The organism is Catellatospora sp. IY07-71 (assembly GCF_018326265.1).
Lineage (GTDB): Bacteria > Actinomycetota > Actinomycetes > Mycobacteriales > Micromonosporaceae > Catellatospora.
This window is the reverse complement of sequence record NZ_AP023360.1, coordinates 2,416,264-2,440,522: the sequence shown is the minus strand read 5'-3', so window position 1 is coordinate 2,440,522 and position 24,259 is coordinate 2,416,264. Positions and strand designations below refer to the sequence as shown.

Annotated in this window: 23 protein-coding genes; 13 read left to right on the top strand and 10 right to left on the bottom strand. The window is 72.5% G+C overall.

What is annotated here, in order from left to right; genetic code table 11:
- Window positions 1-46 precede the first annotated feature (46 nt).
- The gene (locus CS0771_RS11020; protein WP_244870731.1) at window positions 47-1,546 is read left to right on the top strand and encodes an aldehyde dehydrogenase family protein; all 1,500 of its coding nucleotides are present in this window, start codon (window positions 47-49) and stop codon (window positions 1,544-1,546) included.
- Between the two features lie 96 nt (window positions 1,547-1,642).
- On the opposite strand, the gene nucS is transcribed toward CS0771_RS11020, so the two are convergent.
- Window positions 1,643-2,302, bottom strand: coding sequence for an endonuclease NucS (gene nucS / locus CS0771_RS11015; RefSeq protein ID WP_212840889.1), 660 nt, complete (start codon window positions 2,300-2,302; stop codon window positions 1,643-1,645).
- 72 nt (window positions 2,303-2,374) lie between these two features.
- On the opposite strand from nucS, the gene CS0771_RS11010 reads away from it, so the two are divergent.
- The 5 genes from CS0771_RS11010 to CS0771_RS10990 all read left to right on the top strand — a co-directional run bounded on the left by CS0771_RS11010 (window position 2,375) and on the right by CS0771_RS10990 (window position 7,928).
- Window positions 2,375-2,977, top strand: coding sequence for a DUF4126 domain-containing protein (locus tag CS0771_RS11010; protein WP_212840888.1), 603 nt, complete (start codon window positions 2,375-2,377; stop codon window positions 2,975-2,977).
- Window positions 2,978-3,068: 91 nt separating this feature from the next.
- A complete protein-coding gene (locus CS0771_RS11005; RefSeq protein ID WP_212840887.1) occupies window positions 3,069-3,329 on the top strand; it encodes a hypothetical protein in 261 nt (86 codons plus the stop codon).
- Between the two features lie 63 nt (window positions 3,330-3,392).
- Complete coding sequence (locus tag CS0771_RS11000; RefSeq protein ID WP_212840886.1) at window positions 3,393-4,403, top strand: hypothetical protein; 1,011 nt, start codon at window positions 3,393-3,395, stop codon at window positions 4,401-4,403.
- Window positions 4,396-7,275, top strand: coding sequence for an FtsK/SpoIIIE domain-containing protein (locus tag CS0771_RS10995; RefSeq protein WP_371821386.1), 2,880 nt, complete (start codon window positions 4,396-4,398; stop codon window positions 7,273-7,275). The genes CS0771_RS11000 and CS0771_RS10995 overlap by 8 nt, the downstream gene beginning before the upstream one ends.
- Entirely contained in the window at window positions 7,272-7,928 is a 657-nt protein-coding gene (locus CS0771_RS10990) for a hypothetical protein (RefSeq protein WP_212840885.1), read from the top strand. Before CS0771_RS10995 ends, CS0771_RS10990 begins: the two co-directional genes overlap by 4 nt.
- A 130-nt stretch (window positions 7,929-8,058) precedes the next feature.
- Here CS0771_RS10990 and CS0771_RS10985 read toward each other — a convergent pair whose 3' ends face one another.
- Window positions 8,059-10,053 carry a protein meaA gene (locus CS0771_RS10985; RefSeq protein ID WP_212840884.1) on the bottom strand — a complete coding sequence of 665 codons (1,995 nt, stop codon included), beginning with the start codon at window positions 10,051-10,053 and terminating at the stop codon, window positions 8,059-8,061.
- Window positions 10,054-10,170: 117 nt separating this feature from the next.
- Between CS0771_RS10985 and CS0771_RS10980 the strand changes: the two genes are divergently transcribed.
- From CS0771_RS10980 to CS0771_RS10970, 3 genes are all read left to right on the top strand, one after another.
- Window positions 10,171-11,031, top strand: coding sequence for an ABC transporter ATP-binding protein (locus CS0771_RS10980; protein WP_212840883.1), 861 nt, complete (start codon window positions 10,171-10,173; stop codon window positions 11,029-11,031).
- A 70-nt stretch (window positions 11,032-11,101) separates the two neighbouring features.
- Window positions 11,102-11,908: an ABC transporter permease gene (locus CS0771_RS10975; protein WP_212840882.1), complete on the top strand. Its 807-nt coding sequence runs from the start codon at window positions 11,102-11,104 to the stop codon at window positions 11,906-11,908.
- Window positions 11,908-12,708, top strand: a complete 801-nt coding sequence (locus CS0771_RS10970) for an alpha/beta hydrolase-fold protein (protein WP_212840881.1) — start codon at window positions 11,908-11,910, stop codon at window positions 12,706-12,708. The genes CS0771_RS10975 and CS0771_RS10970 overlap by 1 nt, the downstream gene beginning before the upstream one ends.
- Before the next feature lie 49 nt (window positions 12,709-12,757).
- Here CS0771_RS10970 and CS0771_RS10965 read toward each other — a convergent pair whose 3' ends face one another.
- Window positions 12,758-13,606 (bottom strand): 3-hydroxyacyl-CoA dehydrogenase family protein, encoded by an 849-nt coding sequence (locus tag CS0771_RS10965; RefSeq protein WP_212840880.1) that lies wholly within the window; start codon window positions 13,604-13,606, stop codon window positions 12,758-12,760.
- A 210-nt stretch (window positions 13,607-13,816) separates the two neighbouring features.
- Here CS0771_RS10965 and CS0771_RS10960 point away from each other — a divergent pair, with 210 nt between their 5' ends.
- Complete coding sequence (locus CS0771_RS10960; RefSeq protein WP_212840879.1) at window positions 13,817-14,131, top strand: hypothetical protein; 315 nt, start codon at window positions 13,817-13,819, stop codon at window positions 14,129-14,131.
- A gap of 80 nt (window positions 14,132-14,211) precedes the next feature.
- On the opposite strand, the gene murA is transcribed toward CS0771_RS10960, so the two are convergent.
- The gene (murA, locus tag CS0771_RS10955) at window positions 14,212-15,588 is read right to left on the bottom strand and encodes a UDP-N-acetylglucosamine 1-carboxyvinyltransferase (RefSeq protein WP_212840878.1); all 1,377 of its coding nucleotides are present in this window, start codon (window positions 15,586-15,588) and stop codon (window positions 14,212-14,214) included.
- On the opposite strand from murA, the gene CS0771_RS10950 reads away from it, so the two are divergent.
- From CS0771_RS10950 to CS0771_RS10940, 3 genes are all read left to right on the top strand, one after another.
- Window positions 15,587-16,165: a cob(I)yrinic acid a,c-diamide adenosyltransferase gene (locus CS0771_RS10950; RefSeq protein WP_212840877.1), complete on the top strand. Its 579-nt coding sequence runs from the start codon at window positions 15,587-15,589 to the stop codon at window positions 16,163-16,165. The two genes, murA and CS0771_RS10950, sit on opposite strands and share 2 nt — an antisense overlap.
- A gap of 89 nt (window positions 16,166-16,254) precedes the next feature.
- Window positions 16,255-17,226, top strand: coding sequence for an ATP-binding cassette domain-containing protein (locus CS0771_RS10945; RefSeq protein WP_212840876.1), 972 nt, complete (start codon window positions 16,255-16,257; stop codon window positions 17,224-17,226).
- Window positions 17,223-17,996, top strand: coding sequence for an ABC transporter permease (locus tag CS0771_RS10940; protein WP_212840875.1), 774 nt, complete (start codon window positions 17,223-17,225; stop codon window positions 17,994-17,996). The genes CS0771_RS10945 and CS0771_RS10940 overlap by 4 nt, the downstream gene beginning before the upstream one ends.
- An 83-nt stretch (window positions 17,997-18,079) precedes the next feature.
- Here the strand turns inward: CS0771_RS10940 and CS0771_RS10935 are convergent, their stop codons facing one another.
- The 6 genes from CS0771_RS10935 to atpA all read right to left on the bottom strand — a co-directional run bounded on the left by CS0771_RS10935 (window position 18,080) and on the right by atpA (window position 24,199).
- Window positions 18,080-18,502, bottom strand: coding sequence for a DUF2550 domain-containing protein (locus CS0771_RS10935; RefSeq protein WP_212840874.1), 423 nt, complete (start codon window positions 18,500-18,502; stop codon window positions 18,080-18,082).
- Window positions 18,503-18,524: 22 nt separating this feature from the next.
- Window positions 18,525-18,809, bottom strand: coding sequence for a F0F1 ATP synthase subunit epsilon (locus CS0771_RS10930; protein WP_203742638.1), 285 nt, complete (start codon window positions 18,807-18,809; stop codon window positions 18,525-18,527).
- Between the two features lie 99 nt (window positions 18,810-18,908).
- Complete coding sequence (locus CS0771_RS10925) at window positions 18,909-20,123, bottom strand: LCP family protein (RefSeq protein ID WP_212840873.1); 1,215 nt, start codon at window positions 20,121-20,123, stop codon at window positions 18,909-18,911.
- 79 nt (window positions 20,124-20,202) lie between these two features.
- Window positions 20,203-21,636 (bottom strand): F0F1 ATP synthase subunit beta, encoded by a 1,434-nt coding sequence (gene atpD, locus CS0771_RS10920; protein ID WP_371821385.1) that lies wholly within the window; start codon window positions 21,634-21,636, stop codon window positions 20,203-20,205.
- Entirely contained in the window at window positions 21,633-22,562 is a 930-nt protein-coding gene (locus CS0771_RS10915; RefSeq protein ID WP_212840872.1) for a F0F1 ATP synthase subunit gamma, read from the bottom strand. The genes atpD and CS0771_RS10915 overlap by 4 nt, the downstream gene beginning before the upstream one ends.
- 2 nt (window positions 22,563-22,564) lie before the next feature.
- Entirely contained in the window at window positions 22,565-24,199 is a 1,635-nt protein-coding gene (gene atpA, locus CS0771_RS10910; protein ID WP_212840871.1) for a F0F1 ATP synthase subunit alpha, read from the bottom strand.
- Window positions 24,200-24,259 lie beyond the last annotated feature (60 nt).

Here is a 24,259-nt window from a genome sequence, read left to right as displayed (position 1 = left end):
CGCGAAGATGTTTCGGATTACTCACGGGTAGGCCTAGACTGCGGCCGTGACCACCACCGCTTCCCTGCCGCCCGGCGCCAGCGTCGTCGAGGACGGCGAGCTGATCTCGACGAATCCCGCCACCGGTGACGAGGTGGCACGCCTCCCCGTCGCCTCCGCCGCGGACGTGCAGGCCGCCGTCGATCGGGCCCGCGCGGCCTCCGCCTGGTGGGCCGGGCTGGGCTGGCGCGAGCGCCGCCGCCGCCTGCTGGCCTGGCGCAGCCTGCTGGTCAACCGGATCGAGGAGCTGGCCGAGCTGATCCACCGCGAGGGCGGCAAGCCGGTCGACGAGGCGCTGCTGGAGGTCGTGGTCTCGGTCGACCACGCCGCCTGGGCCGCCAAGCACGCGCGCAAGGTGCTCGGCCCGCGCCGGGTGCGCGGCTCGCTGCTGCAGCCGGAGTACGCGGCGCATCTGGAGTACCAGCCGTACGGCGTCATCGGCGTGATCGGCCCGTGGAACTTCCCGATCTTCACCCCGTTCGGCTCGATCGCGTACGCGCTGGCCGCGGGCAACGCGGTGGTCTTCAAGCCCAGCGAGTACACCCCCGCGATCGGCCAGTTCTACGTGGACGCCTTCGCGCAGATCGTGCCGGAGCACCCGGTGCTGCAGATCGTGCACGGCACCGGCGAGGTCGGCGCGGCGCTGTGCCGCTCCGGCGTGGACAAGCTGGCCTTCACCGGCTCCGGGCGCACCGGCGCGAAGGTGATGGCGGCCTGCGCCGAATCGCTGACTCCCGTGCTGATCGAGTGCGGCGGCAAGGACGCCCTGATCGTGGCCGAGGACGCCGACCTGGACGCGGCGGCCGAGGCGGCGGCGTGGGGCGCCAACTTCAACGCGGGCCAGGCCTGCGTCGGCATCGAGCGGGCGTACGTGCACGAGCGGGTGTACGACGCGTTCGTGGCGAAGCTGGTGGCCCGCACCGAGCAGCTCACGGTCGGCGAGCAGGTCGGCCCGATCACCATGCCCGGCCAGCGCGACATCATCGCCCGGCACATCGAGGACGCGCTGAGCAGCGGCGGCCGCGCCCTGGTCGGCGGCCCGGACTCGGTACGCGGGGCGTACGTCAAGCCCACCGTGCTGGTGGACGTGCCGGAGAGTTCGGCGGCGGTGCGCGAGGAGACGTTCGGCCCGACGATCACGGTCACCAAGGTGGCCGGCGTCGAGGAGGCGGTCGCCCTGGCCAACGACACCGAGTACGGCCTCGGCTCGGCGGTGTTCTCCAAGCGTCAGGGCATGGCGATCGCCCGCCGGCTGCGTACCGGCATGACCGCGGTGAACTCGGCGTTCTCGTTCGCGGTGCTGCCCACGCTGCCGTTCGGCGGCGTCGGCGCCTCCGGCTTCGGCCGCATCCACGGCGCCGACGGCCTCCGCGAGTTCGGCCGCGCCAAGGCCATCGCCCGCCGCCGCCTCCCCAGCATCCCCGCCCTGCTCACCTTCGACCGCAAACCCTCCGGCGTAAAGCTGGCCCTGAGCATCGTCAAGCTGCTCCACGGCCGCTCCCGCTGACCTCGCAACCCCAAGATCGCGTCGATCTTGCGCGAACTGTTAGGGATTCGTCCCTTTGGCGCGTGTCGCACCCACAGTTCACGCAAGATCGACGCACTAGAAGAGGGTCAGTTCGTCCTTCTTGGTGCCGCGGAGGCGGTCGTAGTCGACTACGACGCAGCGGATGCCGCGGTCTTCGGCGAGGACCCGGGCTTGGGGCTTGATCTCCTGGGCGGCGAAGACGCCTGCCACGGGGGCGAGCAAGGGGTCGCGGTTGAGCAGCTCCAGGTAACGCGTCAGCTGCTCGACGCCGTCGATCTCGCCGCGGCGCTTGATCTCGACGGCGACGTGGGCGCCGGCGGCGTCGCGGCAGAGCAGGTCGACGGGGCCGATGGCGGTCATGTACTCGCGGCGGACCAGGCACCAGCCCTCGCCGAAGGTGTGCGGGGCGGCGGCGAGCAGCTCCTGGAGGTGGGCTTCGACGCCGTCCTTCTGGAGGCCGGGGTCGGGGCCGAAGACGTGCGAGCTGTCCTCGAAGACCTCTTCGAGCTGGATGCGCAGCTCCTCGCCCGCCTTGTTGACCACGCGCCACACGCCGGGGGACTCCTCCAGGCGGCAGGGCGGGCTCATCCAATTGAGCGGCTTGTACGCCCGGTCGTCGGCGTGGATCGAGACCGAGCCGTCCGCCTTCACGATGAGCAGGCGTTTGGCGGACGGGAGGTGGGAGGAGAGCCGGCCGACGTAATCGACGGTGCACCGGGCGATGACGAGACGCACCGAACCAGCCTAAGGGACGCGTTAGTGACGTAGCGTTCGCATACCCTGGCACGGACCGGGCATGCTGGGATCGTGCTCGAACTACTGACCGGCACGGGGCTGGCCACCGCGGCGGGGCTCAACGCCTACATCCCGCTGCTGGTGATCGGCCTGCTGGACCGGTACACGAATCTGATCAACCTGCCTTCGGCCTGGTCGTGGCTGGGCAACGGCTGGGTGCTGATGATCCTGGCCGTGCTCCTGGCGATCGAGTTTGTGGCCGACAAGGTGCCGGCGGTCGACAGCATCAACGACGTGGTGCAGACGGTGGTCCGGCCGACCGCGGGCGGCATGGCCTTCGCCGCCGGGTCGGGCTCGGAGACGGTGACGGTGGCCGACCCGGGCACGCTGTGGACCGAGAAGCTGTGGATCCCGATCGTGATCGGCCTGCTCATCGCGCTCACGGTGCACGGCGTCAAGGCGACCGCGCGGCCGGTGCTGAACGTGGCCACCGTCGGCATGGCGGCGCCGGTGGTGTCGACCGTGGAGGACGGCGCCAGCGCCGGGCTCTCCGTGGTGGCGATCATCATCCCGTTCCTGGTGGTGCTGTTCCTGATCGGCTTCGTGTGGTGGGCCGTGTCGATGTCGCGCCGACGGCGGCGCCGGCGGGCGGTCGGTGCGCTTTCCGAAAAGTAGCGTCGCGCGCAGGCGTGGCGAAAGGGACGGAAACGGGCGAAAACGTCATACTTCGCGGAGGTAATCCCAACAGATCCCCCGTGGAGGTGCCGTGGCCAGCGTCGCCGAGGTCAAGGCTGCGATCGATGCGGCCATGCTGCATGTGCAGGAAGGCCAGGACGCGGTCCGTTCCGCCAACGACCGGCTCGGCGAGGCGCAGCTCAGCCTCGCCACCGCGGTGGACGGATCGGGTCACGAGGCCGTGACCGCCGCACAGGCCGCGCTCGCCCAGGCCGCCTCGGAGCTCGAGGAGTGCCTCACCGCGACGCTGCACGCGGTCGAGCAGGCCGAGACCTACGTCGCGACGCTGTGAGCCGGTGAATCCTGTCATGAGCGAGCGAATCATGCGGCCCGGCGACTCCCGGGTGGTGGCGTCATGAGCCTGGTCCAGGAGCTGGCCGACCAGCTGCGCGTGGCGCGCGAGGAGCTGCCGCTGCCGCAGGTGTCCGCCGCCGCCGAGCGGCTGCGCACCGCCACCGGGCTGCTGGCCTGGGTGCTGCACCACAGCGCCGTGCCGGTGAGCGTGCCCGACCTCAGCCGGGCCGTGGAACGGCTCGACCACGCCGCGGCCGCGCTGCGGGTGGCCCAGGACCGGCTCGACGAGTACGCGCTCGCCCTGGGCATGCCGGTGGACGCGCACGGGCGCGCCGACGAGTCCTGGCCCGCCGCGCTACCGGCGCAGCCGGCGCGGGGCGAGGTCACCGGCTCCGCGGACTGCCGCCTCGCCGACTGGTGGGGCGAGCGCGTCACCCTGGTCACCGGCGAGGAGTTCTCCGCCGCGGCACTGTCCGGCGACCGCGCCGACGCCGCGCAGTCCAGCGCCGAGCTGCTGCGCCGCTGCGTGTCGGCGGCACACGACGGCGACCGGCGTCGGCTGCACCGCCACCTCGCCGCCGCCGGACCCGCCGTCGGGCTGGGCCTGTCCGCCGTCGCGCCCGCGCTGCTGCGGCAGCTCGCGACGGACCTGGTCGGCTACCCGCCGCGGCTGGAGGACCTGGCCCGGGTGCGCCGTGCCGCGCTGCCGCTGCCCGCCGAGCTGCTGCCGCAGCTGCCCACCGAGGCCGCTGAGGAGATCGTGGCCCGGATCTGCCACACCCGTCCCCAGCGCGCCGCCGACCGCTCGCCGGTGCACCCGGTCGACTCCGCCACCGCCGCCGCGCTGCTGGTCGCCGCGCTGCTGCGGGCCAACGGACGCACCGCCGACGAGCTGGCCCAGGTGATCGAGGCCGAGCGGGCCGCCGCCGGGGCGGCCCAGCAGCGCGCCGCCGAGCGGGCCGAGGTCAACCGGGCCGCGCTGCGCATCACCGACAGCGGCCGCCGCCGCTCCGCCGTCGACGAGCTGGGCCGGGTGCCCCGGCCCGCGGCCCGCCGTCGCAGCGGTGGCTGAGCAGGACGCCGCGACCCCGCCGACCAGCCGAGGGATCGTCGCGGCGGTACGCAGAGAACTGGCCGCGGCGCGGCACGCCGCGCGGGCCATGCAGGCAGCCACGGCCGCGGCGCGGGTCGCCGCGGTCACCCAGCTCGACGCGGTACGCCGCTCGGCGCCCAAGCGCCGCGCCGAGCTGGACGCGGCCCGGGACGCCGCGCTCGCCGACGCGCGAGCGCGCTGGGAGCGCGAGGGCGCCAAGCTCACCGCCGCGCTGGCCGGGCTGGCCGAGGCCGCCGCGCCGGGCACCGCGGGCAGCCCCTGGGCGCAGTGGCGGCCCGGCATGAAACCCGACCAGCAGGCCGGGCTCGCGCCGGGGCTGCTCCGCATCGGCACGCTGTCACACGCCGCCGAGCGTGTCGTCCCGGCACTGGTCCCGCTGCTGGACACGGCGCACCTGAGCGTGTCCGGCGACGCCACCGGCACCGCCGACGGGCTGATCGGGGCGCTGCTGCTGCGCGCGCTGGCCAGCGTGCCGCCCGGCGCGGTGCGCATCAGCGTGTACGACCCGGGCCAGCTCGGCGGTGCGCTGGCCGGGCTCGCCCCGCTGTCCCCCGCCGGGCTGATCTCCTTCCTCGGGCCGGGCGGGCTCGCGCCGCTGCTGGACGACCTGGCCGAGCAGGTCCGCCGGATCAACGAGAACGTGCTCGGCGGCGTCTACCTGAGCGTCGCCGAGCTGGCCGCCGAGACCGGGCGCCGCCCCGAGCCGTGGCGGGTGGCGGTGCTGCTGGCCGACCCGAACGGCGCCGAGCTGACCAAGGCGGAGCGGGCCCAGCTGGACCGGGTGACCCGGACCGGCGTCGCGGCGGGCGTACACCTGATCGGCCGCGGCATCGAGCTGACCGGCGACGGGGTGGAGACGATCACCGTACGGTCCGACGGCACCGCCCGGACCAGCCTCACCGGCGAGCTGCCGGTGCGCCTCGACGCGGCCCCGGCGCAGCCGCTGCTCACCGGCGTCTGCCGGGCCCTGGCCGAGCAGGCCACCGCCGGGCCGCCGCCGGTGCCGTTCGCCGCGCTGCTGCCCGACGAGATCTGGCAGCAGTCCTCGGCCGACGCGCTGCGCGCACCGATCGGCGAGGGCACCGACGGGCGGCTGGTCGAGCTGGTGCTCGGCGACGACCCGCCGCACGCGCTGATCGGCGGCCCGTCCGGCTCCGGCAAGACGAACCTGCTCTACTGCTGGCTGGCCGCGCTGGCCACCCGCTACTCTCCCGGCGAGCTGTCGCTCTACCTGCTCGACTTCAAGGAGGGCGTGTCGTTCGCCCGGTTCGCCCCGGGCACCCGCGACCCCAGCTGGCTGCCGCACGTCCGCCTGGTCGGGGTGAACGTCAACAGCGACCGCGAGTTCGGCCTGGCGCTGCTGCGCCACCTCGCCGGGGAGCTGAAGCGCCGGGCCGCCGCGGCCAAGCAGCACGAGGCGACCAAGCTCGCCGAGCTGCGCGCCGAGGACCCGGCCGGGAGCTGGCCGCGCATCGTCGCGGTGATCGACGAGTTCCAGGTGCTGCTGGGCGCCCGCGACGCGGTCACCACCGAGGCGGTCGACCTGCTGGAGGACCTGGCCCGCCGGGGCCGCTCGCAGGGCATCCACCTGGTGCTGGCCAGCCAGGACGTGTCCGGCATCGAGGCGCTGTGGGGCCGCTCGGGGCTCGTCGCGCAGTTCACGCTGCGTATCGCGCTGCCGAAGGCGCGCCGCATCCTGTCCGACGTGAACCTCGCCGCCGAGCTGATCCCCCGCTGCCATGCCGTGGTCAACGCCGACTCCGGGGTGCCCGCGGCCAACACCATCGTGCGGCTGCCCGACGCGGGCGACCGCGCCACCTGGGTGGGCCTGCAGGAGCAGCTGTGGTCGGCCCGGCCCGCGGGCGGCGAACCGCCCCGCCTCTTCGACGGCGACGCCCGGCCGCTGTTCCCGCTGCTGCCGCCCCCGCCCGCGCCGGAACTGCCCGCCTCGGTCGGCGCGGTGGCGCTGCTCGGCGAGACCATCGACGTCACCGGCCGCCCGGCCACGCTGCGGCTGAACCGGGCCCCCGGGCGCAACCTCGCGGTGCTCGGCACCCGTGCCGACGAGGCGTGCGCGGTGCTGCTCGCGGCCGGCCACGCGCTGGGCAGCCAGCACGCCGCCGGCACCGCCCGCTTCACCGTGCTGTGCCTGGACTCCGACGCGGCCACCGCAGCCAAATCGCTGCACAGCGCGCTGAGCGCCCGTCACCGCTGCGACTGGCACACCGCCGAGACCGTGTCCGGCCTGCTCGCTGAACTCGCCGCCGAGTGCGCCGACGGCCCCGGTTCCCCGGCCACGCCCGGCGCCCGGCACGGTGGCTCCGGAGCGCACGGCGGCGCGGGACGGCACCATGCTCTCCTCGCTCACGGCGACGCCGGGCCGCACGATGATGCCGGGCCGCACGGCGACGCCGGGCCGGGCGACGGTGCCGGAGCACGGGATGCCGTGGCGCGCGAGCAGGTGCACTACGTGTTCGGCTTCGCCATGGACGCGGTCGCCGGGCGGCTGGCCGCCAAGCCGGGGCCGGGGCTGCCCAGCGGCCACGAGCACCTGCGCACCGTGCTGGCCCGGGGGCCGGAACGGCGTACCCACCTGCTCTGCTGGTGGCGCACGGTGGCGCGGCTGCGCGACGACCTCGGCGGCCCGGGGGCCCGCTTCGACGCGATCGGGGCCTGGGTGGCGCTGGACGTGCACGGCCCCGAGCTGGCCGCGCTCTACCCGCAGCCCGGCGGCCCCGCCTGGCATCCGCGGACCGGCCGGGCGCTGCACTTCGACCGCGCCGTGCAGCACCGGGCGCAGATCATCATCCCGTACGAGGTGGCGCCGTGACCGTCACACCCGCGACCCGCTACCGCGCGCTCGTCGCCGACCTGGTAACCGCCTCCCGGCGGCACGAGACCGCGCTGTCCGCCGCCGGCAGTTCCCATGCCGACGGCACCGCGACCATCGACCACGACCTGGTCGCCGCCGACGACGCGGTGATCGCGGCGACGGCGCGGGCCGCGCACGCCCAGCGGCTGGTCGCGCAGACCGATCTGGCGGCGGGCGCGCTGTGGGACGAGCTGAAGCAGGTCCGCGGCCGCCGGGGCCGCCGCCTGGGCCCGGTGCCCGGACCGGTGCCACTGGCCGACCAGCCGCCGACGCCGTCGCCCGACCCGATCGCGCTGCTGGAGGCCGCCGCCGAGCGGATCGACCGGGCCCGGCACGGTGGCGAGAAGCTGCCGCCGCTGATCCTGCCGGTGCTGTTCGCGCTCGGCGCCGCCTGCGCCGCGCTGGTCGCCCTGCTCGCGGTCTTCCTGCAGGGCCACGGCCCGTTCGGCCTGCTGGCCGGCTGGCTCGCCCTGCTCGGCGCTCCCCTGTCCGGCCTGCTCCCCGCCCGCGAACTCGCCGACCAGCGCTACGGCGCCCGCCTCGACCCCGGCGCCATCGGCCTGATCATCCTCGCCGGCATGCTCGCCACCGCCGCCGTAACCCTCCCCTGACCCCCGCCCCTCCCCGCACCGCCGGGCCAGGCCGGGCCGCGCTTGATCGTCCGACTTGCCTGGCACATGGGCGTATCTTGGCGCGCCATTCGCCCATGTGCCTGGCAAGTCGAGGGATCTTGGCGTGGGCCTACGGGAGGGTGCGGGACTCGCGGACGACGGTGACGAGTTCGGACATGATGTCGGTGAGGGCGAAGTCCTTCGGGGTGAAGACGCGGGCGACGCCCGCTTCGCGGAGGACTTCGGCGTCGTGCTCGGGGATGATGCCGCCGACGACGACCGGCAGGTCGGACAAGCCCGCCTCGGCCAGGCCGCGCAGTACGGCGGGCACCGCGTTGAGGTGGGAGCCGGACAGCACGGACAGGCCCACCAGGTCGACGTCCTCCTGCACGGCGGCGGCCACGATCTGCGCGGGCGTCAGCCGGATGCCCTGGTAGACGACCTCGAACCCGGCGTCGCGGGCGCGTACGGCGATCTGCTCGGCGCCGTTGGAGTGCCCGTCGAGGCCCGGCTTGCCGACCAGCAGCCGCAGCGCCGGGCGGCCCAGCTCGCGGGCCGTGGCGTGCACGCGCTCGCGGACCTCGGCCAGCGACCCGTCGCCGCCGCCGGAGACGCCGCTGCTCAGGCCGGTGGGGGCGCGGTACTCGCCGAACACCTCGCGGAGCACGCCCGCCCACTCGCCGGTGGTGACCCCGGCCCGCACGCACTCCAGCGTGGCGGGCATCAGATTGCGGGTGCCCGCCGCGTCGGCGCGCAGCCGGTCGAGGGCGTCGGCCGCGGCCTCCCCGTCGCGCTCGGCCCGCCAGCGCTGCACGGCCTCGACGGCGGCCTTCTCCACCGCCGGGTCGACCTGCTCGATCGCCTGCGCCCCGGCCGCGGTCAGCGGAGACGGCTCGGTCTCGGTGAAGCGGTTGACGCCGACGATGACGTCCTGCCCGGTCTCGATGCGCTGGCGGCGCCGGGCCAGCGAGGCGACCAGCGCGCTCTTGAGGTGGCCGCTCTCCACCGCGGCGACCGCCCCGCCGAGGTCGAGCACCTCGGCGAGCTGCCGGCGCGCCCCGTCGGCGATCTCGTCGACCAGCGCCTCGACCACATGGGACCCGGCGAACAGGTCGGGGTATTCCAGCAGGTCCGATTCGTACGCGAGCACCTGCTGCAGCCGCAGCGACCACTGCTGGTCCCAGGGGCGGGGCAGGCCCAGCGCCTCGTTCCAGGCGGGCAGCTGCACGGCGCGGGCGCGGGCGTCGCGGGACATGGTGACGCCGAGCATCTCGAGCACGATGCGGGCGATGTTGTTCTCCGGCTGCGGCTCGGTCAGCCCCAGCGAGTTCACCTGCACGCCGTAGCGCAGGCGGCGCTGCTTGGCGTCGGTGACGCCGTACCGCTCGCGGGTGATCTCGTCCCAGAGCCGGCTGAAGGCTCGCATCTTCGCCATCTCCTCGACGAAGCGCACGCCGGAGTTGACGAAGAAGGAGACGCGCTGCACCACGTCGCCCATGCGCTCGGGCGCGACCTGGCCGCCGTCGCGCACCCGGTCCAGCACCGCCACGGCGGTGGCCAGCGCGAAGCCGACCTCCTGCACGGGCGTGGCACCGGCCTCCTGGAGGTGGTACGAGCAGATGTTCACCGGGTTCCAGGACGGCGCGTTGGCCACGGTCCAGGCGACAACGTCGGTGGTCAGGCGCAGCGACGGGCCGGGCGGGAAGATGTACGTCCCGCGCGACAGGTACTCCTTGATGATGTCGTTCTGCGTGGTGCCCGCGAGCGATTCCGGCGAAGCGCCCTGCTCGGCGGCCACGGTGACGTAGAGGGCGAGCAGCCACATCGCGGTGGCGTTGATGGTCATGCTGGTGTTGGCGGCGGCGAGGTCGATGCCGTCGAACAACTCGCGCGCGTCGCCGAGGTGCGCCACCGGCACGCCGACCCGGCCCACCTCGCCCGCCGCGAGCTCGTGGTCGGGGTCGTAGCCGGTCTGCGTGGGCAGGTCGAAGGCGACGGAGAGGCCGGTCTGGCCCTTGGCCAGGTTCCGCCGGAAGAGCGCGTTGGTCGCGGCCGCGTGCGAGTGGCCGGCGTACGTGCGCATGACCCAGGGGCGATCCCGGTCAGCGAGGCGAGGCTGCTCCATACGCCGATGCTAAGTGAACGTTCAGTAACTTGTGCCGGTGAACAATGTCACTGGGTCATGTGTCACCGCCACACACGGCGCAACAGGGTGCATGCGGGGCTCGCGTAGGGTGCCGGTGTGACTGACGAAGAGCTGGCCATCAGCGTCTCCGGGCTGCGCAAGTCCTATGCGGACAACGTCGCCGTCGGGGGCGTCGACCTGGCCGTACGCCGGGGCGAGGTGTTCGCCCTGCTCGGGCCCAACGGCGCGGGCAAGACGACCACGGTCGAGATCCTCGAGGGCTTCCGGCAGCGCGACGCGGGCGACGTGACGGTGCTCGGCATCGACCCCGCCCGGGCCGACCAGGACTGGCGCCGCCGGGTCGGCATCGTGCTGCAGGGCACCGGTGAGTTCGACGAGCTGAAGGTCGGCGAGGTGGTGCGCCACTTCGCCCGCTTCTACCCCGACCCGGCCGACCCCGACGAGGTCATCGCCCGGGTGGGCCTGACCGAGAAGGCCGGCTCGCGTACGCACACCCTCTCCGGCGGCCAGAAGCGCCGCCTCGACGTGGCGCTCGGCATCGTCAACCAGCCCGAGGTGCTGTTCCTGGACGAGCCGACGACCGGCTTCGACCCGGCCGCGCGCCGCGAGTTCTGGGAGCTGATCCGGCAGCTCTCGCACACCGGCACCACGATCCTGCTCACCACGCACTACCTGGACGAGGCCGAGGCGCTGGCCGACCGGGTGGGCGTGATCGCGCACGGGAAGATGATCGCCGTGTCCACCCCGGCCGAGCTGGGCGGCCGGCACCTGGCCACCGCCACGGTGAGCTGGCGCGACGAGAACGGCACCCGCACCGAGGAGACCGACCGCCCCACCGAGGCGGTGCAGCGGCTGGCCGCGTCGTTCGGCGGCGAGGTGCCCGAGCTGACGGTCACCCGGCCCACGCTGGAGGACGTGTACCTGAAGATGATCGGCGAGACGGGAGAGCAGCCGTGAGCGAGCAACGCGAGCGAACCGGGCAGCGCAGTCGAGCTCACGCCGCCGACGAGCGAAGCGAGGAGAAGGCATGAGCCTCAACCTGGCCCTGGCTCAGGGCGGCATCGAGTTCAAGCAGTTCGTGCGGACCCGGGAGTCGCTGGTCTTCACGCTGCTGTTCCCGGTGATGCTGATGTTCATCTTCGGGTCGATCTTCGGCAACATCATCATCACCCCGCCGGGCGAGATCCCCCAGGTCACGCTCTCGCAGTACTTCGTCACCGGCATGATCGCCTCGGGCATCATGGCCACCGGCTTCCAGAACCTGGCCATCACCATCCCGATCGAGCGCGACCGCGGCGTGCTCAAGCGCTACCGCGGCACGCCCATGCCGAAGTGGGTGTTCTTCGCCGGCAAGATCCTGTGCGTGGCGGCGCTCGCGCTGATCTCGATCGTGATGCTGCTGGCCGTCGCGGTCGCCTTCTACGACATCCACCTGCCCGACACCGGGCAGAAGTGGTTCACGTTCCTCTGGGTCAGCGTGCTCGGGCTGATCTCCTGCACGCTGTGCGGCATCGCGTTCTCCGGCGTGGCCAAGACCGGCCGGGCCGGGCCCGCCGTGGTCACCCCGATCGCGCTGATCCTGCAGTTCACCTCGGGCGTGTTCTTCGAGTACAAGGACCTGCCGCACTGGATGCAGCAGTTCGCCGCGCTGTTCCCGCTCAAGTGGATGTGCCAGGGCCTGCGCAGCGTCTTCCTGCCCGAGTCCTTCGCGTCGCAGGAGGTCGCCGGGTCGTACGAGCTGCCCAGGGTGGCCCTGGTGCTCGCCGCCTGGTGCGTCGGCGGCCTCATCCTGTGCCTGCTCGGGTTCCGCTGGACGACCAAGCGGGAGGGCTGATGGACCGCCGCCGGGCGCTGGGGCTCGCCGCCGGGGTGACCGTCGGCGCCGCGGCGCTCGGCGGCGCCCTGCTGTGGAAGTTCGGCGGCCCGGACGACCAGGAGACCGCCGCCGCGCTCATCCCCGACGCGCCGCTCGGCGACGAGCGGTTGGAGCAGCGCGAGTCCACCGCGCGGGGGCAGGCGGTCGACTTCTACACCGCGGTGCCCGCCGGGCACGGCGACGGGCGCGGGCTGCCGGTCTGCCTGGTGCTGCACGGCGCCTCGGCCACCGCGGCGAGCTTCCCCGGGTTCGGGTTCGGGCGCTTCCTCACCGATGCCGTACGCCGCGGCGTGCCGCCGTTCGTGCTGGCGGGAGCCACCGGCGGGCGGCTGCGCTGGGAGCCGTCCGGCGCGGACGACCCGCAGCGCATGGCGTACCAGGAGCTGCCCGCCTGGTGCGCCGAGCGGGGCTTCGACACCACCCGCGTGGCGCTCTGGGGCTGGTCCATGGGCGGGTACGGGGTGCTGCGGCTGGCGCAGGAGCAGCCGGGCCGGTTCCGGGCGGTGGCGGCGTTCTCGCCCGCCGTGAGCCAGGGTGACCGGGTGTTCTCCGGAGCCGCCGGGCTCGCCGGGACGCCCGTCGCGCTGTGGTGCGGCGAGCAGGACGACTTCTACGGCGACGTGAAGGCGCTCGGCGCGGCGATCCGGGGCGCGCGCACGTCGTACGCCGAGGGCGGGCACACCCGTACGTACTGGAACTCCGTCACGCCGGACGCCTTCGCCTTTCTCGGCCGCGCCCTCGCCGAGCCACGCGCCTGACCGGGTCGGCCCGCCCGGACGACCGGACGGGCCGACGCCGGAAGGCGGCTCAGTACGTGTAGAAGCCCTTGCCCGACTTGCGGCCCAGCTCGCCGGCCGTGACCATGCGCTGCAGCAGCTCCGGCGGGAAGAACTTCGGGTCGGCGGTGTCGGTGTAGATGTTGCGGGCGGCGTGCGCCAGGATGTCCACGCCGGTCAGGTCGGTGGTGGCCAGCGGGCCCATCGCGTGGCCGAAGCCCAGCTTGCAGGCGACGTCCAGGTCCTCGGGGCTGACCACGCCGGACTCGACGAGCTTGACCGCCTCGACGACCAGCGCCGCGATGAGGCGGGTGGTGACGAAGCCGGCGATGTCGCGGTTGACCACGATGCAGGTCTTGCCGATGCCCTCGGCGAACGCGCGCGCGGTGGCCAGCGTCTCGTCGCTGGTGCGGTGGCCGCGGACCAGCTCGCACAGCTTCATCATGGGCACGGGCGAGAAGAAGTGGGTGCCGACGACCATCTCGGGGCGCTGGGTCGCGGCGGCGATCTGGGTGATCGGGATGGCCGAGGTGTTGGTGCCGAGCACCGCGTCCGGCTTGCAGATGCGGTCCAGCGCCCGGAACACCTCCTGCTTGATCTCCAGCTTCTCGAAGACGGCCTCGATGACGACGTCGGCCTCGGCGGCGGCCTCCAGCTCGGTGGTGGTGGTGATGCGGCCGAGGGCGTCCTGCGCGTCCTGCTCGGTGATGGTGCCCTTGGCGGCGAACCGGCTCAGCGAGGTGCGGATGCCGTCGAGGCCGCGCCCGGTGGCCGCGTCGTCGAGGTCGCGCAGCGTCACCTGCCAGCCGGCCTGTGCCGCCACCTGGGCGATGCCGGCGCCCATGAGTCCCGCTCCGATGACCGCGAGCTTCCCTGCCATTGCCCTGCCTCCCGCTTGCCGGACACGCACCGTGTCACTGTCTGGCGGAGCCCACCGCGGCCCCGGGCTCAGTCTCCGCCGAGCTGCGGGAGGCCGCTCCAGCGGGCTCACCGGCCGCCGAGGTGGCGGCGGCCGCAGTCGAGCCTAAACGATCGCTCAGGAGCCTGCGAACGGCCTCGCGACCGCCTCTGCCGGGTGCAGACTTAGCTCATGCCTGCTAGTGCTTATCTCGCCGGCCCGATGGTCGCGATCCTCACGATCGCGGTCCTCGCCGTGGTGCTGCACCGCGGTCTGCAGCGCGACGCCGAGACACCGGCCCCGGTCGCGCCGGTCCCTGACGACTACGGCCTGCTGGCCAGCGCCGCCGTGGCCCGTACGCTCCCGGACGCCGCGCTGATCCGCGATCACCTGCACAGCGTGGGCATCCGTGCCACGCTCGCCACCGCGCCCGACGGGCGCATCCGGGTCCTGGTCTTCGCCGACGAGGTGCATCGCGCCCGCAGGGTGGTCGGCGAGACCCGCTAGACCCCGGATGCCGTCAGCGCCGCCGGCACCCGGCTCAGCATGAGGGAGGCTCCGCCCGAGGCGGGGCCTCCCTCATCGGCTCAGAAGCCGTACTCCGGGTCCGCGGGGGCCTCGGCGCGCTCCACCTCGACGCCCAGGGCGCGCAGGTCGGCGACGAAGTCCGGGTAGCCCCGGTCGATGTGGTGCACGGCGCGCACGGTGGTGACCCCGTCCCCGCACAGGCCCGCGATGACCAGGCCGGCCCCGGCGCGGATGTCGCTCGCACTGACCTCGGCGCTGGACAGGCTCGCCCGCCCGCGCACCATCGCGTGGTGGCCCTCGATGCGGATGTCGGCGCCGAGGCGCTTGAGCTCCTCGGCGAACATGAACCGCCCGTCGAAGATGTTCTCGGTGATCAGCGAGACGCCGTCGGCCACCGCGGCCATGCCGATCGCCATAGGCAGCAGGTCGGTGGCGAAGCCCGGGAACGGCAGCGTGCGTACGTCCACCGCGTTCGGCCGGTCGGCCTGGCGCACCCGGAACCAGTCCGGGCCGTAGTCGACCGAGCCGCCCCCCTGCTGGATCTTGTCCAGGGCGATCTCCAGGCAGCGCGGGTCGACGCCGCGCACCATCACGTCGCCGCGGGTCATCGCCGCGCCGAAGGCCCAGGTGCCCGCCACGATCCGGTCGCCGATGGTGGCGTGCCGGACCGGCTGGAGCTGGTCCACGCCGTGCACGGTCAGCTCGGAGGTGCCCGCGCCGGTGATGCGGGCGCCCATGGCGATCAGCATCTGGCAGATGTCCACGATCTCCGGCTCGCGGGCCACGTTGTCGATGACCGTGGTGCCCCGGGCCAGCACCGCGGCCATGAGCAGGTTCTCGGTCGCGCCGACGCTGGGGAAGTCCAGGCTGATCTTGGCACCGTGCAGGCCGGAGGGCGCCTCGGCGACCACGAAGCCGTGCTCGCCGCTGATGTCGGCGCCCATCTTGGCCAGGCCGGAGACGTGCATGTCCAGGCCGCGCGAGCCGATCGCGTCACCGCCGGGGTGGGCCACCCGCACCCGCCCGCAGCGCGCCAGCAGCGGCCCGAGCACGCAGATCGACGCCCGCAGGCGGCGCACCAGCTCGTAGTCGGCCTCCGGGTGCAGCACCGCGGGCACGTTGATACGCACCTCGTCGCCCTCGAAGGCGACCTCGGCGCCCAGCCGCCGCAGCACCTCCCCCATCAGCGCGATGTCGGTGATACGCGGCACGTTGGTGATCACGCTCTCGCCCTCGGCCAGCAACGCTGCCGCCATGAGCTTGAGCGCGGAGTTCTTCGCGCCGACCACGCCGACCTCGCCGGCCAGCCGTACGCCGCCCTTGACCCGGATCACATCCACGTCGGCCATCGTAGAAGCCGGGCCTGGCGCCCGGACGCCCGCCAGCACCGCGCCGACGGAATCACCACCGCCGGGCACCATTAGGCTCGTCGTCATGGCTGTTCACCTCACCCGCATCTACACCAAGACCGGCGACGCCGGCACCACCGCGCTCGGCAACGGCGAGCGGGTGGCCAAGACCGACCCGCGCATCACCGCGTACGCCGATGTGGACGAGTGCAACGCCGCGCTGGGGGTGGCGCTGGCGCTGGGCGAGCTCGCCGCCGACGTGCGCGACGTGCTCACGAAGATCCAGAACGACCTGTTCGACGTGGGCGCCGACCTGTGCAACCCGATCACCCCCGACCCGAAGTACCCACCGCTGCGTGTCACCGAGGACTACGTCACCCGCCTGGAAGGCTGGTGCGATGAGTTCAACGCGCGCCTGGCCAAACTGGATTCTTTTATCCTCCCGGGAGGCACGCCGGGCGCGGCGCTGCTGCACGTGGCCCGTACCGTCGCCCGACGGGCGGAGCGCTCCGCGTTCGCGCTGCTGGCCGAGGATGCGGCACGCACCGGCCCGCTGAGCGCACAGTACCTCAACCGGCTCTCCGATCTGCTGTTTATCCTGGCCAGAGTCGCTAATTCGAACGGCGCGGGCGACGTGAAGTGGGTGCCCGGGGCCAACCGGTGAGCCTGCCCGACGGCGCGGTGGAACTGGTCGCCTCAGCCTGAAATGGCGGATCCGGCGCGCGCGGGCGCACGCGTGACTACCGTGTGTCCATGGCCGCTGCGATCCTCGCGGAGGGGCTGGTCAAGCGGTACGGCTCGGTGACCGCGCTGGCCGGTCTGTCGCTCAGCGTGCCGGAGGGCGAGGTGCTGGGCCTGCTCGGCCCCGACCGGGCGGGCAAGTCCACCACGGTGCGCATCCTGGCCACCCTGCTCCGGCCCGACGCGGGCAGCTGCCTCATCAACGGCCTGGACGCCTTGACGCACCCTGCCCAGGTGCGCGGCGAGATCGGGGTGAGCGGCCCGCGCCCGGCCGTGGACGGCTTCCTCACCGGGTTCGAGAATCTGGAGCTGCTCGGGCGGCTGCACCGGCTGGGCCGCCGCCGGGCCCGATCCCGGGCCGAGGAGCTGCTCGAGCGCTTCCACCTCAGCGAGGCCGCGTCTCGCCCGGCGAGCACCTACCCGCCCGGCATGCGGCGGCGGCTGGACCTGGCCGGGGCGCTGGTGGGCACCCCCTCGGTCGTGCTGCTGGACGAGCCCACCGCGGGCCTGGACCAGCGCAGCCGGCTGGGCATCTGGGACGTGATCGGCGAGCGGGTCCGCGACGGCGCGACGCTGCTGCTGGCCACCCGCCAGCTCGACGAGGCCGACGAGCTGGCCGACCAGATCGTCGTGCTCGACCACGGACGCACCCTGGCCCGGGGCACGCCGGAGCAGCTCACCCGGCACATCGGCGGCGAGCGGCTGCAGGTGGTGCTGGGCAACCGGGCCGAGACCCAGGTCGCCGAGGACCTGCTCAACCGGGTCTGCGGCGGCCAGGCGGTGGTGGAGCTGGAGCAGCACCTGGTCCACGCGCCGGTGACCTCCGGGGCGCAGGCCCTGGTCGAGCTGGTACGCAGGCTGGACGCGGCCGGCATCGAGCCGGTCGACATCGGCATCCACCGGGCCAGCCTGGACGACGTGTTCCGCAAGCTCACCGGGCAGGCCGTGACGCCCACCCAGGCCGAGGAGGAGGCCCACCGGTGACGATCGGGGCGGGAGCCGGGCTGCGGGACGCGGGCGAGCTGGCCCGGCGCAGCATGCTGCGCACCCGGCGGGCGCCCCGCACGCTCGTCCTGGCCGCGCTGCTGCCGCTGCTGCTGCTCCTGGTCTTCGGCTTCGTGCTGGGCGGCTCGGTGGACGTGCCGGGATATCTGGACTTCCTGGTCCCTGGCGTGCTGGTGCAGGCGGTGACGCTGACGGCCGGGCTGGGCGCCGCGAACGTCGCGGTCGACGTGCGCCGCGGCATGATCGACCGGTTCCGTACGCTGCCCGTCGGCTCGGCCGCGGTGCTGACCGGCGCGACGGCCGCGGACCTGGTCCGGCTCGCGGTGACGGTCACGGCGGGCGCCGCGGCCGGGGTCATCGCCGGCTGGCGGGTCGACAGCGGGCCCGCGGCAGCCGCCGCCGGCTTCGGCCTGCTGCTGCTATCCGGGTACGCGCTGACCTGGGCGTCGCTGCTGGTGGCGCTGTACGCGCGCACCCCCGCCACGGCCCGGCGCCTGGTCTACACCTGCCTGATCCCGCTGGCGTTCGTGTCCGGCGCGGTGGCCCCGACGGACCCGATGCCCTGGTGGCTGCGCCCGCTGGCGGAGGCGAACCCCGTCACCGTCACCGCGGCGGCGCTACGCGGCCTCTGGAGCGGCACTCCGGGGACGGGGCTGTCCGCATACCCCCTGGCCCTGCTCTGGCCCCTGGCCGTCCTCCTGCTGGCCATCCCGCTGGCCCGCCGCCGCTACCGCCGCACGGTCCCCTAGATCCATCGACTTGCCAGGCACCCGGGCGGAAGAGCGCTCAAGATACGCCCACCTGCCAGGCAAGTCGGATGATCGAGAAGCGGTCACATGGAGTACGGGGCGGCGGCTTCGAGCCAGGAGAGGAAGCCGGTGACGGTGTGCATCGGCATGGCGATCTCGACCTCGGTGCGGGAGTCGGCGCAGTGCAGCACGATCCAGTCGGCGGGGACCAGGACGGCCTCGTCGGCGGTGGGGGCGCGGCGGCCGAGCACCTTCAGCTCGCGGCGGTCGTAGCGGCGGCGCGGGCGTGGGGAGAGGCTGAACATGCGATACCAGCGCAGCTCGTCCCCGCGGAACTGGGCGAAGCCGGGCGCCCAGCCGCGGCCCCCGGCCGCCTGGCGCAGCCGGAGGTAGAGCTCCACGGTGCCGTGCCCGCGCGCGAACAGCTCGCGGCGCACGAACAGGCCCGCCAGCAGGGCGAGCAGGACGACGAGGCCGATGGCGATTGCTTCGAGCAGCGACCTCATCGTCGTGGGCGGCGCTGGTCGCTCAGTGGCGGGCGGCCGGAGCGACCGGGTGGGCGTTCTCGGCGAGCACCGTCACGCCCTCGGTCGTCACGGACAGGAAGCCGCCGAACACCTCGTAGGCGAGTTCCTCGCCGCCCGGGAGGATGATCCGCACGCCGCCCGGGTTCGCGAGCTGGCCGAGCAGCGGCGCGTGGCTGGGCAGCACGCCCAGCTCACCCTCGGTGGTGCGGGCGATGACCATCTCGGCCTGCCCGGACCAGACCTTCTCCTCGACGGCGACGAGCTCGACCTGGAGCAGCTTGGCCACGATGTCTCCTCGGATGCGGCAGCGAATGGTGCAGCGAGTCTAACCGCCCGTGATCGACGGCACCCACCAGGACCGGATCAGTGTGATCCGCCCGGCAGTCTAGTTGTTGATCAATTCCGGGTGGAAGGCGAGGTAGTTCTCGACCGCGCCCGCCGCGACCGCGGCGAGGAACTGCTTGGCGTCGAGGTCGAGCTGCTCACCGAGGTACTGGTACTTCATCTTGGGCTTGGACTTCTTCTTGTCCTTCTTGTCGTCATCGTCGTCATCGTCGCCGCCGTCGTCCCCGCCGTCGTCGCCCTCGCCGTCGTCCTTGCCCTTGTCCACGACGTAGCGGCCCACCCCGCCGCCGGACAGCTTGATCATGGCGACCCGGCTCGGCCGGATGTCCTGCAGCGCGAACGCCCAGTCGATCACGCCGTGTCCGCGCCCGCTGAAGGTCAGCGAGTCGCCCGCGGCTCGGAGCACCGCATCCAGCTGCAGCGGGTCGGCGAGCACGTCGGCGCTGAACCCCTTGGCGATCATCGCGCGGACCAGCTGCTGCTGGTGGCGCTGGCGGGCGTAGTCGCCGCCGGTCACGTAGCGCTGGCGGGCGTAGTCCAGCGCCTGCCACCCCTTGAAGTGGCGCAGGCCGGGCTCGTACACCATCTGCTCGCCGACGTAGCTGTCGCCGACCCGGTCGCGGGGGTCGCCGTCCGGCTCCAGGTGGATCGAGGCGACCCGCTCGTCGACGGTCATGTCGATGCCGCCCAGCGCGTCGATGACGTCCTTGAAGCCACTGAAGTCGATGATCGCGCCCGCGTCGAAGCGGGCGATGCCGGTGTACTGGCTCACCGTCGCGGCGAGCAGCTCGAAGCCCTGCGCGTAGTTCGCATTGGGGCTGCCGGGCACCATCGAGCCGAAGTACATGGCGTGGGCCAGCTTGTCCTGGGCGTTGCCCGCATAACCCGACTTCGGGAACGGCGGGATCGCCACCAGCAGGTCACGCGGGAGGGAGAACAGGTAGCCCCGGTCCAGCCCGGCGGGGACGTGCATGACCAGCACGGAGTCGGCGCGCGGGAGCCAGGTCGGGTCGCCGCGCCGGGGGTCGATGCCGGCCAGCAGCACGTTCAGCGGGCCCTTGATGTCCTCCGGGCGCGGCCGGGCCGGGCCCGTCTGGTCGCCGAACAGGTCCTCGTTGTGGATGGCGCTCTCGTAGCGGGCCAGCACCCGGTCGACGGTGACCAGCGAGGCTCCGCTGAGCAGCATCAGCGCCGTACCGGTCAGGACACTCCAGCGCGCCCACCGCGCCGCCGTACGCCACTGTTTCGCCACCATGAAGTGCATAACGAGGCAAAAACGACGAGGCTCCTCCCCCGCCGGAGCGGAAGAGGAGCCTCGGGTGGACCGGACCGGCTTACTTGGTCAGGTCGCGGTAGTTCTTCTCGAGGTCGTCGAGGCCACCGCACATGAAGAAGGCCTGCTCCGGGACGTGGTCGTAGTCGCCCTGAGCGATCTTCTTGAACGCCTCGACGGTCTCCTTCACCGGCACGGTCGAACCCTCGACACCGGTGAACTGCTTGGCCGCGTAGGTGTTCTGCGACAGGAACCGCTCGATCCGGCGGGCCCGCGCCACGGTGATCTTGTCTTCCTCGGAGAGCTCGTCCATACCGAGGATCGCGATGATGTCCTGCAGGTCGTTGTACTTCTGCAGGATCCGCTTCACCTCGGAGGCGACGGCGTAGTGCTCCGCACCGACGTACTCCGGCGCCAGGATTCGCGAGGACGAGGCCAGCGGGTCCACGGCGGGGTAGATGCCCTTGTCGGACACCTTGCGCTCGAGGTTCGTGGTCGCGTCCAGGTGGGCGAAGGTGGTCGCCGGCGCCGGGTCGGTGTAGTCGTCCGCGGGCACGTAGATGGCCTGCAGCGAGGTGATGGCCTGGCCACGCACCGAGGTGATGCGCTCCTGGAGCTCACCCATCTCGTCGGCGAGGGTCGGCTGGTAACCCACGGCGCTCGGCATACGGCCGAGCAGGGTGGACACCTCGGAACCGGCCTGCGTGAAGCGGAAGATGTTGTCGATGAAGAGCAGCACCTCCTGCTTCTGCACGTCGCGGAAGTACTCGGCCATGGTCAGCGCGGACAGCGCGACCCGCAGACGGGTGCCCGGGGGCTCGTCCATCTGGCCGTAGACCAGCGCGGTGTCGCCGATGACGCCCGCGTCGGTCATCTCGTGGATGAGGTCGTTGCCCTCACGGGTGCGCTCACCCACGCCCGCGAACACGGAGGTGCCGCCGAAGTTACGGGCAACGCGGATGATCATCTCCTGGATGAGCACCGTCTTGCCCACGCCCGCGCCGCCGAACAGACCGATCTTGCCGCCCTTGACGTACGGGGCGAGCAGGTCGATCACCTTGACGCCGGTCTCCAGCATCTCGGTCTTCGGCTCCAGCTCGGCGAACGCCGGAGGCTTGCGGTGGATCGGCCAGCGCTCGGCGACCTCGAGCTTCTGGCCCGGGGCCAGGTTGAGGCAGTCACCGAGGACGTTGAACACCCGGCCCTTGGTCTCGTCGCCCACCGGCACGCTGATCGGGGTGCCGGTGTCGCTCACCGACGCGCCGCGGACCATGCCGTCGGTCGGCTGCATCGAGACGGCACGCACGACGTTGTCGCCGAGGTGCTGCGCGACCTCCATGGTCAGCGTCTTGGTGCCCTCGGCGAGGGTCACGTCGACGTTGAGCGCGTTGAAGATCGGGGGCATCGCGTCGCGCGGGAACTCGACGTCGACGACCGGGCCGATGACCCGGACGACTCGGCCGACGCCCGCCTTGGTTTCGGTAGCAGTCATCATTCACTCCCCGCCGCCGCCAGCGCGTCCACGCCGCCGACGATCTCACTGATTTCCTGGGTGATCGCGGCCTGGCGCGCGGAGTTCATCTCCCGCGTCAGCGACCTGATCATTTCTTCGGCGTTGTCCGTCGCACTCTTCATGGCCCGGCGGCGCGACGCCGACTCGCTGGCGGCCGAGTCCAGCAACGCCGCGTAGATCCGCGTGTTGATGTACTTCGGCAGCAGCGCGTCGAGCAGCTCCTCCGCATTGGGCTCGAACTCGTACGCCGGCAGCAGCTCGCCCTTGTTGCCCGCGTGCTCCTCGACCTGCATGGGCGCGAAGATCTTCGTGCTGGCGTTCTGCGTCATGAGCGACTTGAACTCGGTGTAGACGATGTGCAGCTCGTCCACGCCCAGCACGCCGTCCGTGCCCGCGTGGTCCGCGCCGTCGTCCGCCCCGTGCACGAACGCCTGGATCAGCGTCTCGCCGACCCGGCGCGCGTCCTCGAAGCGCGGCTGCTCGGAGAAGCCACTCCAGCTCCCGGCGAGCTCGCGCCCGCGGAAGGTGTAGTAGCTGATCCCCTTGCGGCCGATCACGTACAGCGCGACCTGCTTGCCCTGGGCCTTCAGCCGCGCGATCAGCTGCTCGGTGAGCCGGATCGCGTTGGCGTTGTAGCCGCCGCACAGGCCGCGGTCACTCGTGATGAGCAGCACACCGGCCCGGTGCTCCGGGTCCCGCGGCACCAGCAGCGGATGCTGGGCGTTGGTGTTCGACGCGAGTGCCGTCAGCACGCCGGTGATGGCGTTGGCGTACGGCAGCGACGCGTCGACCCGGGCCTGGGCCTTGGCGATACGGCTGGTCGCGACCAGCTCCATCGCCTTGGTGATCTTCTTCGTCGAGCGGGTCGCGCGGATCCGCCGTCGAAGAACTCGTACCGACCCGGCCATGGCTACTTCTTCTCGTCCACGATGCGGGTGACGGTCTCGGTGAGCTCGTCGCCCTCGAGCGCCTCCGCGGGCGCCTCGTTGATCACGATGTTGTCCTCGGCGGGCAGGAAGCCCTCCTTGAACTCAGCGATGATCTTGTCGAGACGGCCGGCGATGTCGTCGTTCCAGGTGCCGCCCGCGATGCTCTTCAGCAGGTCGCTGTGCGAGGCACGCAGGTGCTGCAGGAACTCGCCCTCGAAGCGGCGCACGTCCTTGACCGGGATGTCGTCGAGCTTGCCCTCGGTGCCGGCCCAGATCGAGACGGTCTGCTCCTCGGCCGGGTACGGCGAGAAGTTCTGCTGCTTGAGCAGCTCGACCAGGCGGCCACCGCGGTCCAGCTGGGCCCGCGAGGCGGCGTCCAGGTCGGAGGCGAAGGCGGCGAACGCCTCCAGCTCACGGAACTGGGCCAGGTCCAGGCGAAGCCGGCCGGAGACCTTCTTCATCGGCTTGTCCTGCGCGGCGCCACCGACCCGGGAGACCGAGGTGCCGACGTTGATCGCCGGACGCACACCCGAGTTGAACAGGCCCTCCTCGAGGAAGATCTGGCCGTCGGTGATGGAGATGACGTTGGTCGGGATGAACGCCGAGATGTCGCCGGCCTTCGTCTCGATGATCGGCAGACCGGTCATCGAGCCCGCGCCCAGCTCGTCGGACAGCTTCGCGCAGCGCTCCAGCAGGCGGGAGTGCAGGTAGAAGACGTCACCCGGGTAGGCCTCACGGCCCGGCGGGCGGCGCAGCAGCAGCGACACGGCGCGGTACGCCTCGGCCTGCTTGCTCAGGTCGTCGAACACGATCAGGACGTGCTTGCCGGCGTACATCCAGTGCTGGCCGATGGCCGAACCGGCGTACGGCGCCAGGTACTTGAAGCCGGCCGGGTCCGACGCGGGCGACGCGACGATGGTGGTGTACTCCATCGCGCCCGCCGCCTCCAGCGTGCCCTTGACGGACGCGATGGTGGACGCCTTCTGGCCGATGGCGACGTAGATGCAGCGGACCTGCTTCTTCGGGTCGCCGGACTTCCAGTTGTCGCGCTGGTTGATGATCGCGTCCAGCGCCACCGACGTCTTGCCGGTCTTGCGGTCACCGATGATCAGCTGACGCTGGCCACGGCCGATCGGGGTCATCGCGTCGATGGCCTTGATACCGGTCTGCAGCGGCTCGTGCACGGACTTGCGGACCATCACGTTCGGAGCCTGCAGCTCCAGCTCGCGGAAGCCCTCGTTCTCGATCTCGCCCAGACCGTCGATGGCGGCACCCAGCGGGTTCACCACGCGGCCCAGGAACTTGTCGCCCACGGGCACCGACAGCACGCGGCCGGTGCGCTTGACCGGCTGCCCCTCCTCGATGCCCTCGAAGGCACCCAGGACGACGACACCGATCTCGCGGACGTCGAGGTTCAGCGCGACACCCAGGGTGCCGTCGGCGAACTCCAGCAGCTCGTTGGCCATGGTGGAGGGGAGACCCTCGACCTTGGCGATGCCGTCACCGGCCTCGGTGACGACGCCGACCTCCTCGCGGGAGATCTCGGGCGCGTACGAGGAGACGAAACGCTCAAGCGCTCCACGGATCTCCTCGGACGAGATGGTCAGCTCGGCCATCCTCAGCTTCCTATCGGTGTCGTGACTGTCAAGTCAGGTTCGGTGATGATCAGGCGCTCG

Coding starts and splice junctions, on each gene's coding strand:
- CS0771_RS10970 (WP_212840881.1), top strand. CDS start 11,908: ATGGACCGCCGCCGGGCGCTGGGGCTCGCCGCCGGGGTGACCGTCGGC.
- atpD (WP_371821385.1), bottom strand. CDS start 21,636: ATGATGACTGCTACCGAAACCAAGGCGGGCGTCGGCCGAGTCGTCCGG.
- CS0771_RS10915 (WP_212840872.1), bottom strand. CDS start 22,562: ATGGCCGGGTCGGTACGAGTTCTTCGACGGCGGATCCGCGCGACCCGC.
- CS0771_RS10925 (WP_212840873.1), bottom strand. CDS start 20,123: ATGGTGGCGAAACAGTGGCGTACGGCGGCGCGGTGGGCGCGCTGGAGT.
- CS0771_RS10945 (WP_212840876.1), top strand. CDS start 16,255: ATGGCCGCTGCGATCCTCGCGGAGGGGCTGGTCAAGCGGTACGGCTCG.
- murA (WP_212840878.1), bottom strand. CDS start 15,588: ATGACGACGAGCCTAATGGTGCCCGGCGGTGGTGATTCCGTCGGCGCG.
- CS0771_RS11000 (WP_212840886.1), top strand. CDS start 3,393: ATGAGCCTGGTCCAGGAGCTGGCCGACCAGCTGCGCGTGGCGCGCGAG.
- CS0771_RS10935 (WP_212840874.1), bottom strand. CDS start 18,502: ATGAGGTCGCTGCTCGAAGCAATCGCCATCGGCCTCGTCGTCCTGCTC.
- CS0771_RS10960 (WP_212840879.1), top strand. CDS start 13,817: ATGCCTGCTAGTGCTTATCTCGCCGGCCCGATGGTCGCGATCCTCACG.
- CS0771_RS10950 (WP_212840877.1), top strand. CDS start 15,587: ATGGCTGTTCACCTCACCCGCATCTACACCAAGACCGGCGACGCCGGC.
- CS0771_RS10975 (WP_212840882.1), top strand. CDS start 11,102: ATGAGCCTCAACCTGGCCCTGGCTCAGGGCGGCATCGAGTTCAAGCAG.
- CS0771_RS10965 (WP_212840880.1), bottom strand. CDS start 13,606: ATGGCAGGGAAGCTCGCGGTCATCGGAGCGGGACTCATGGGCGCCGGC.
- atpA (WP_212840871.1), bottom strand. CDS start 24,199: ATGGCCGAGCTGACCATCTCGTCCGAGGAGATCCGTGGAGCGCTTGAG.
- CS0771_RS10985 (WP_212840884.1), bottom strand. CDS start 10,053: ATGGAGCAGCCTCGCCTCGCTGACCGGGATCGCCCCTGGGTCATGCGC.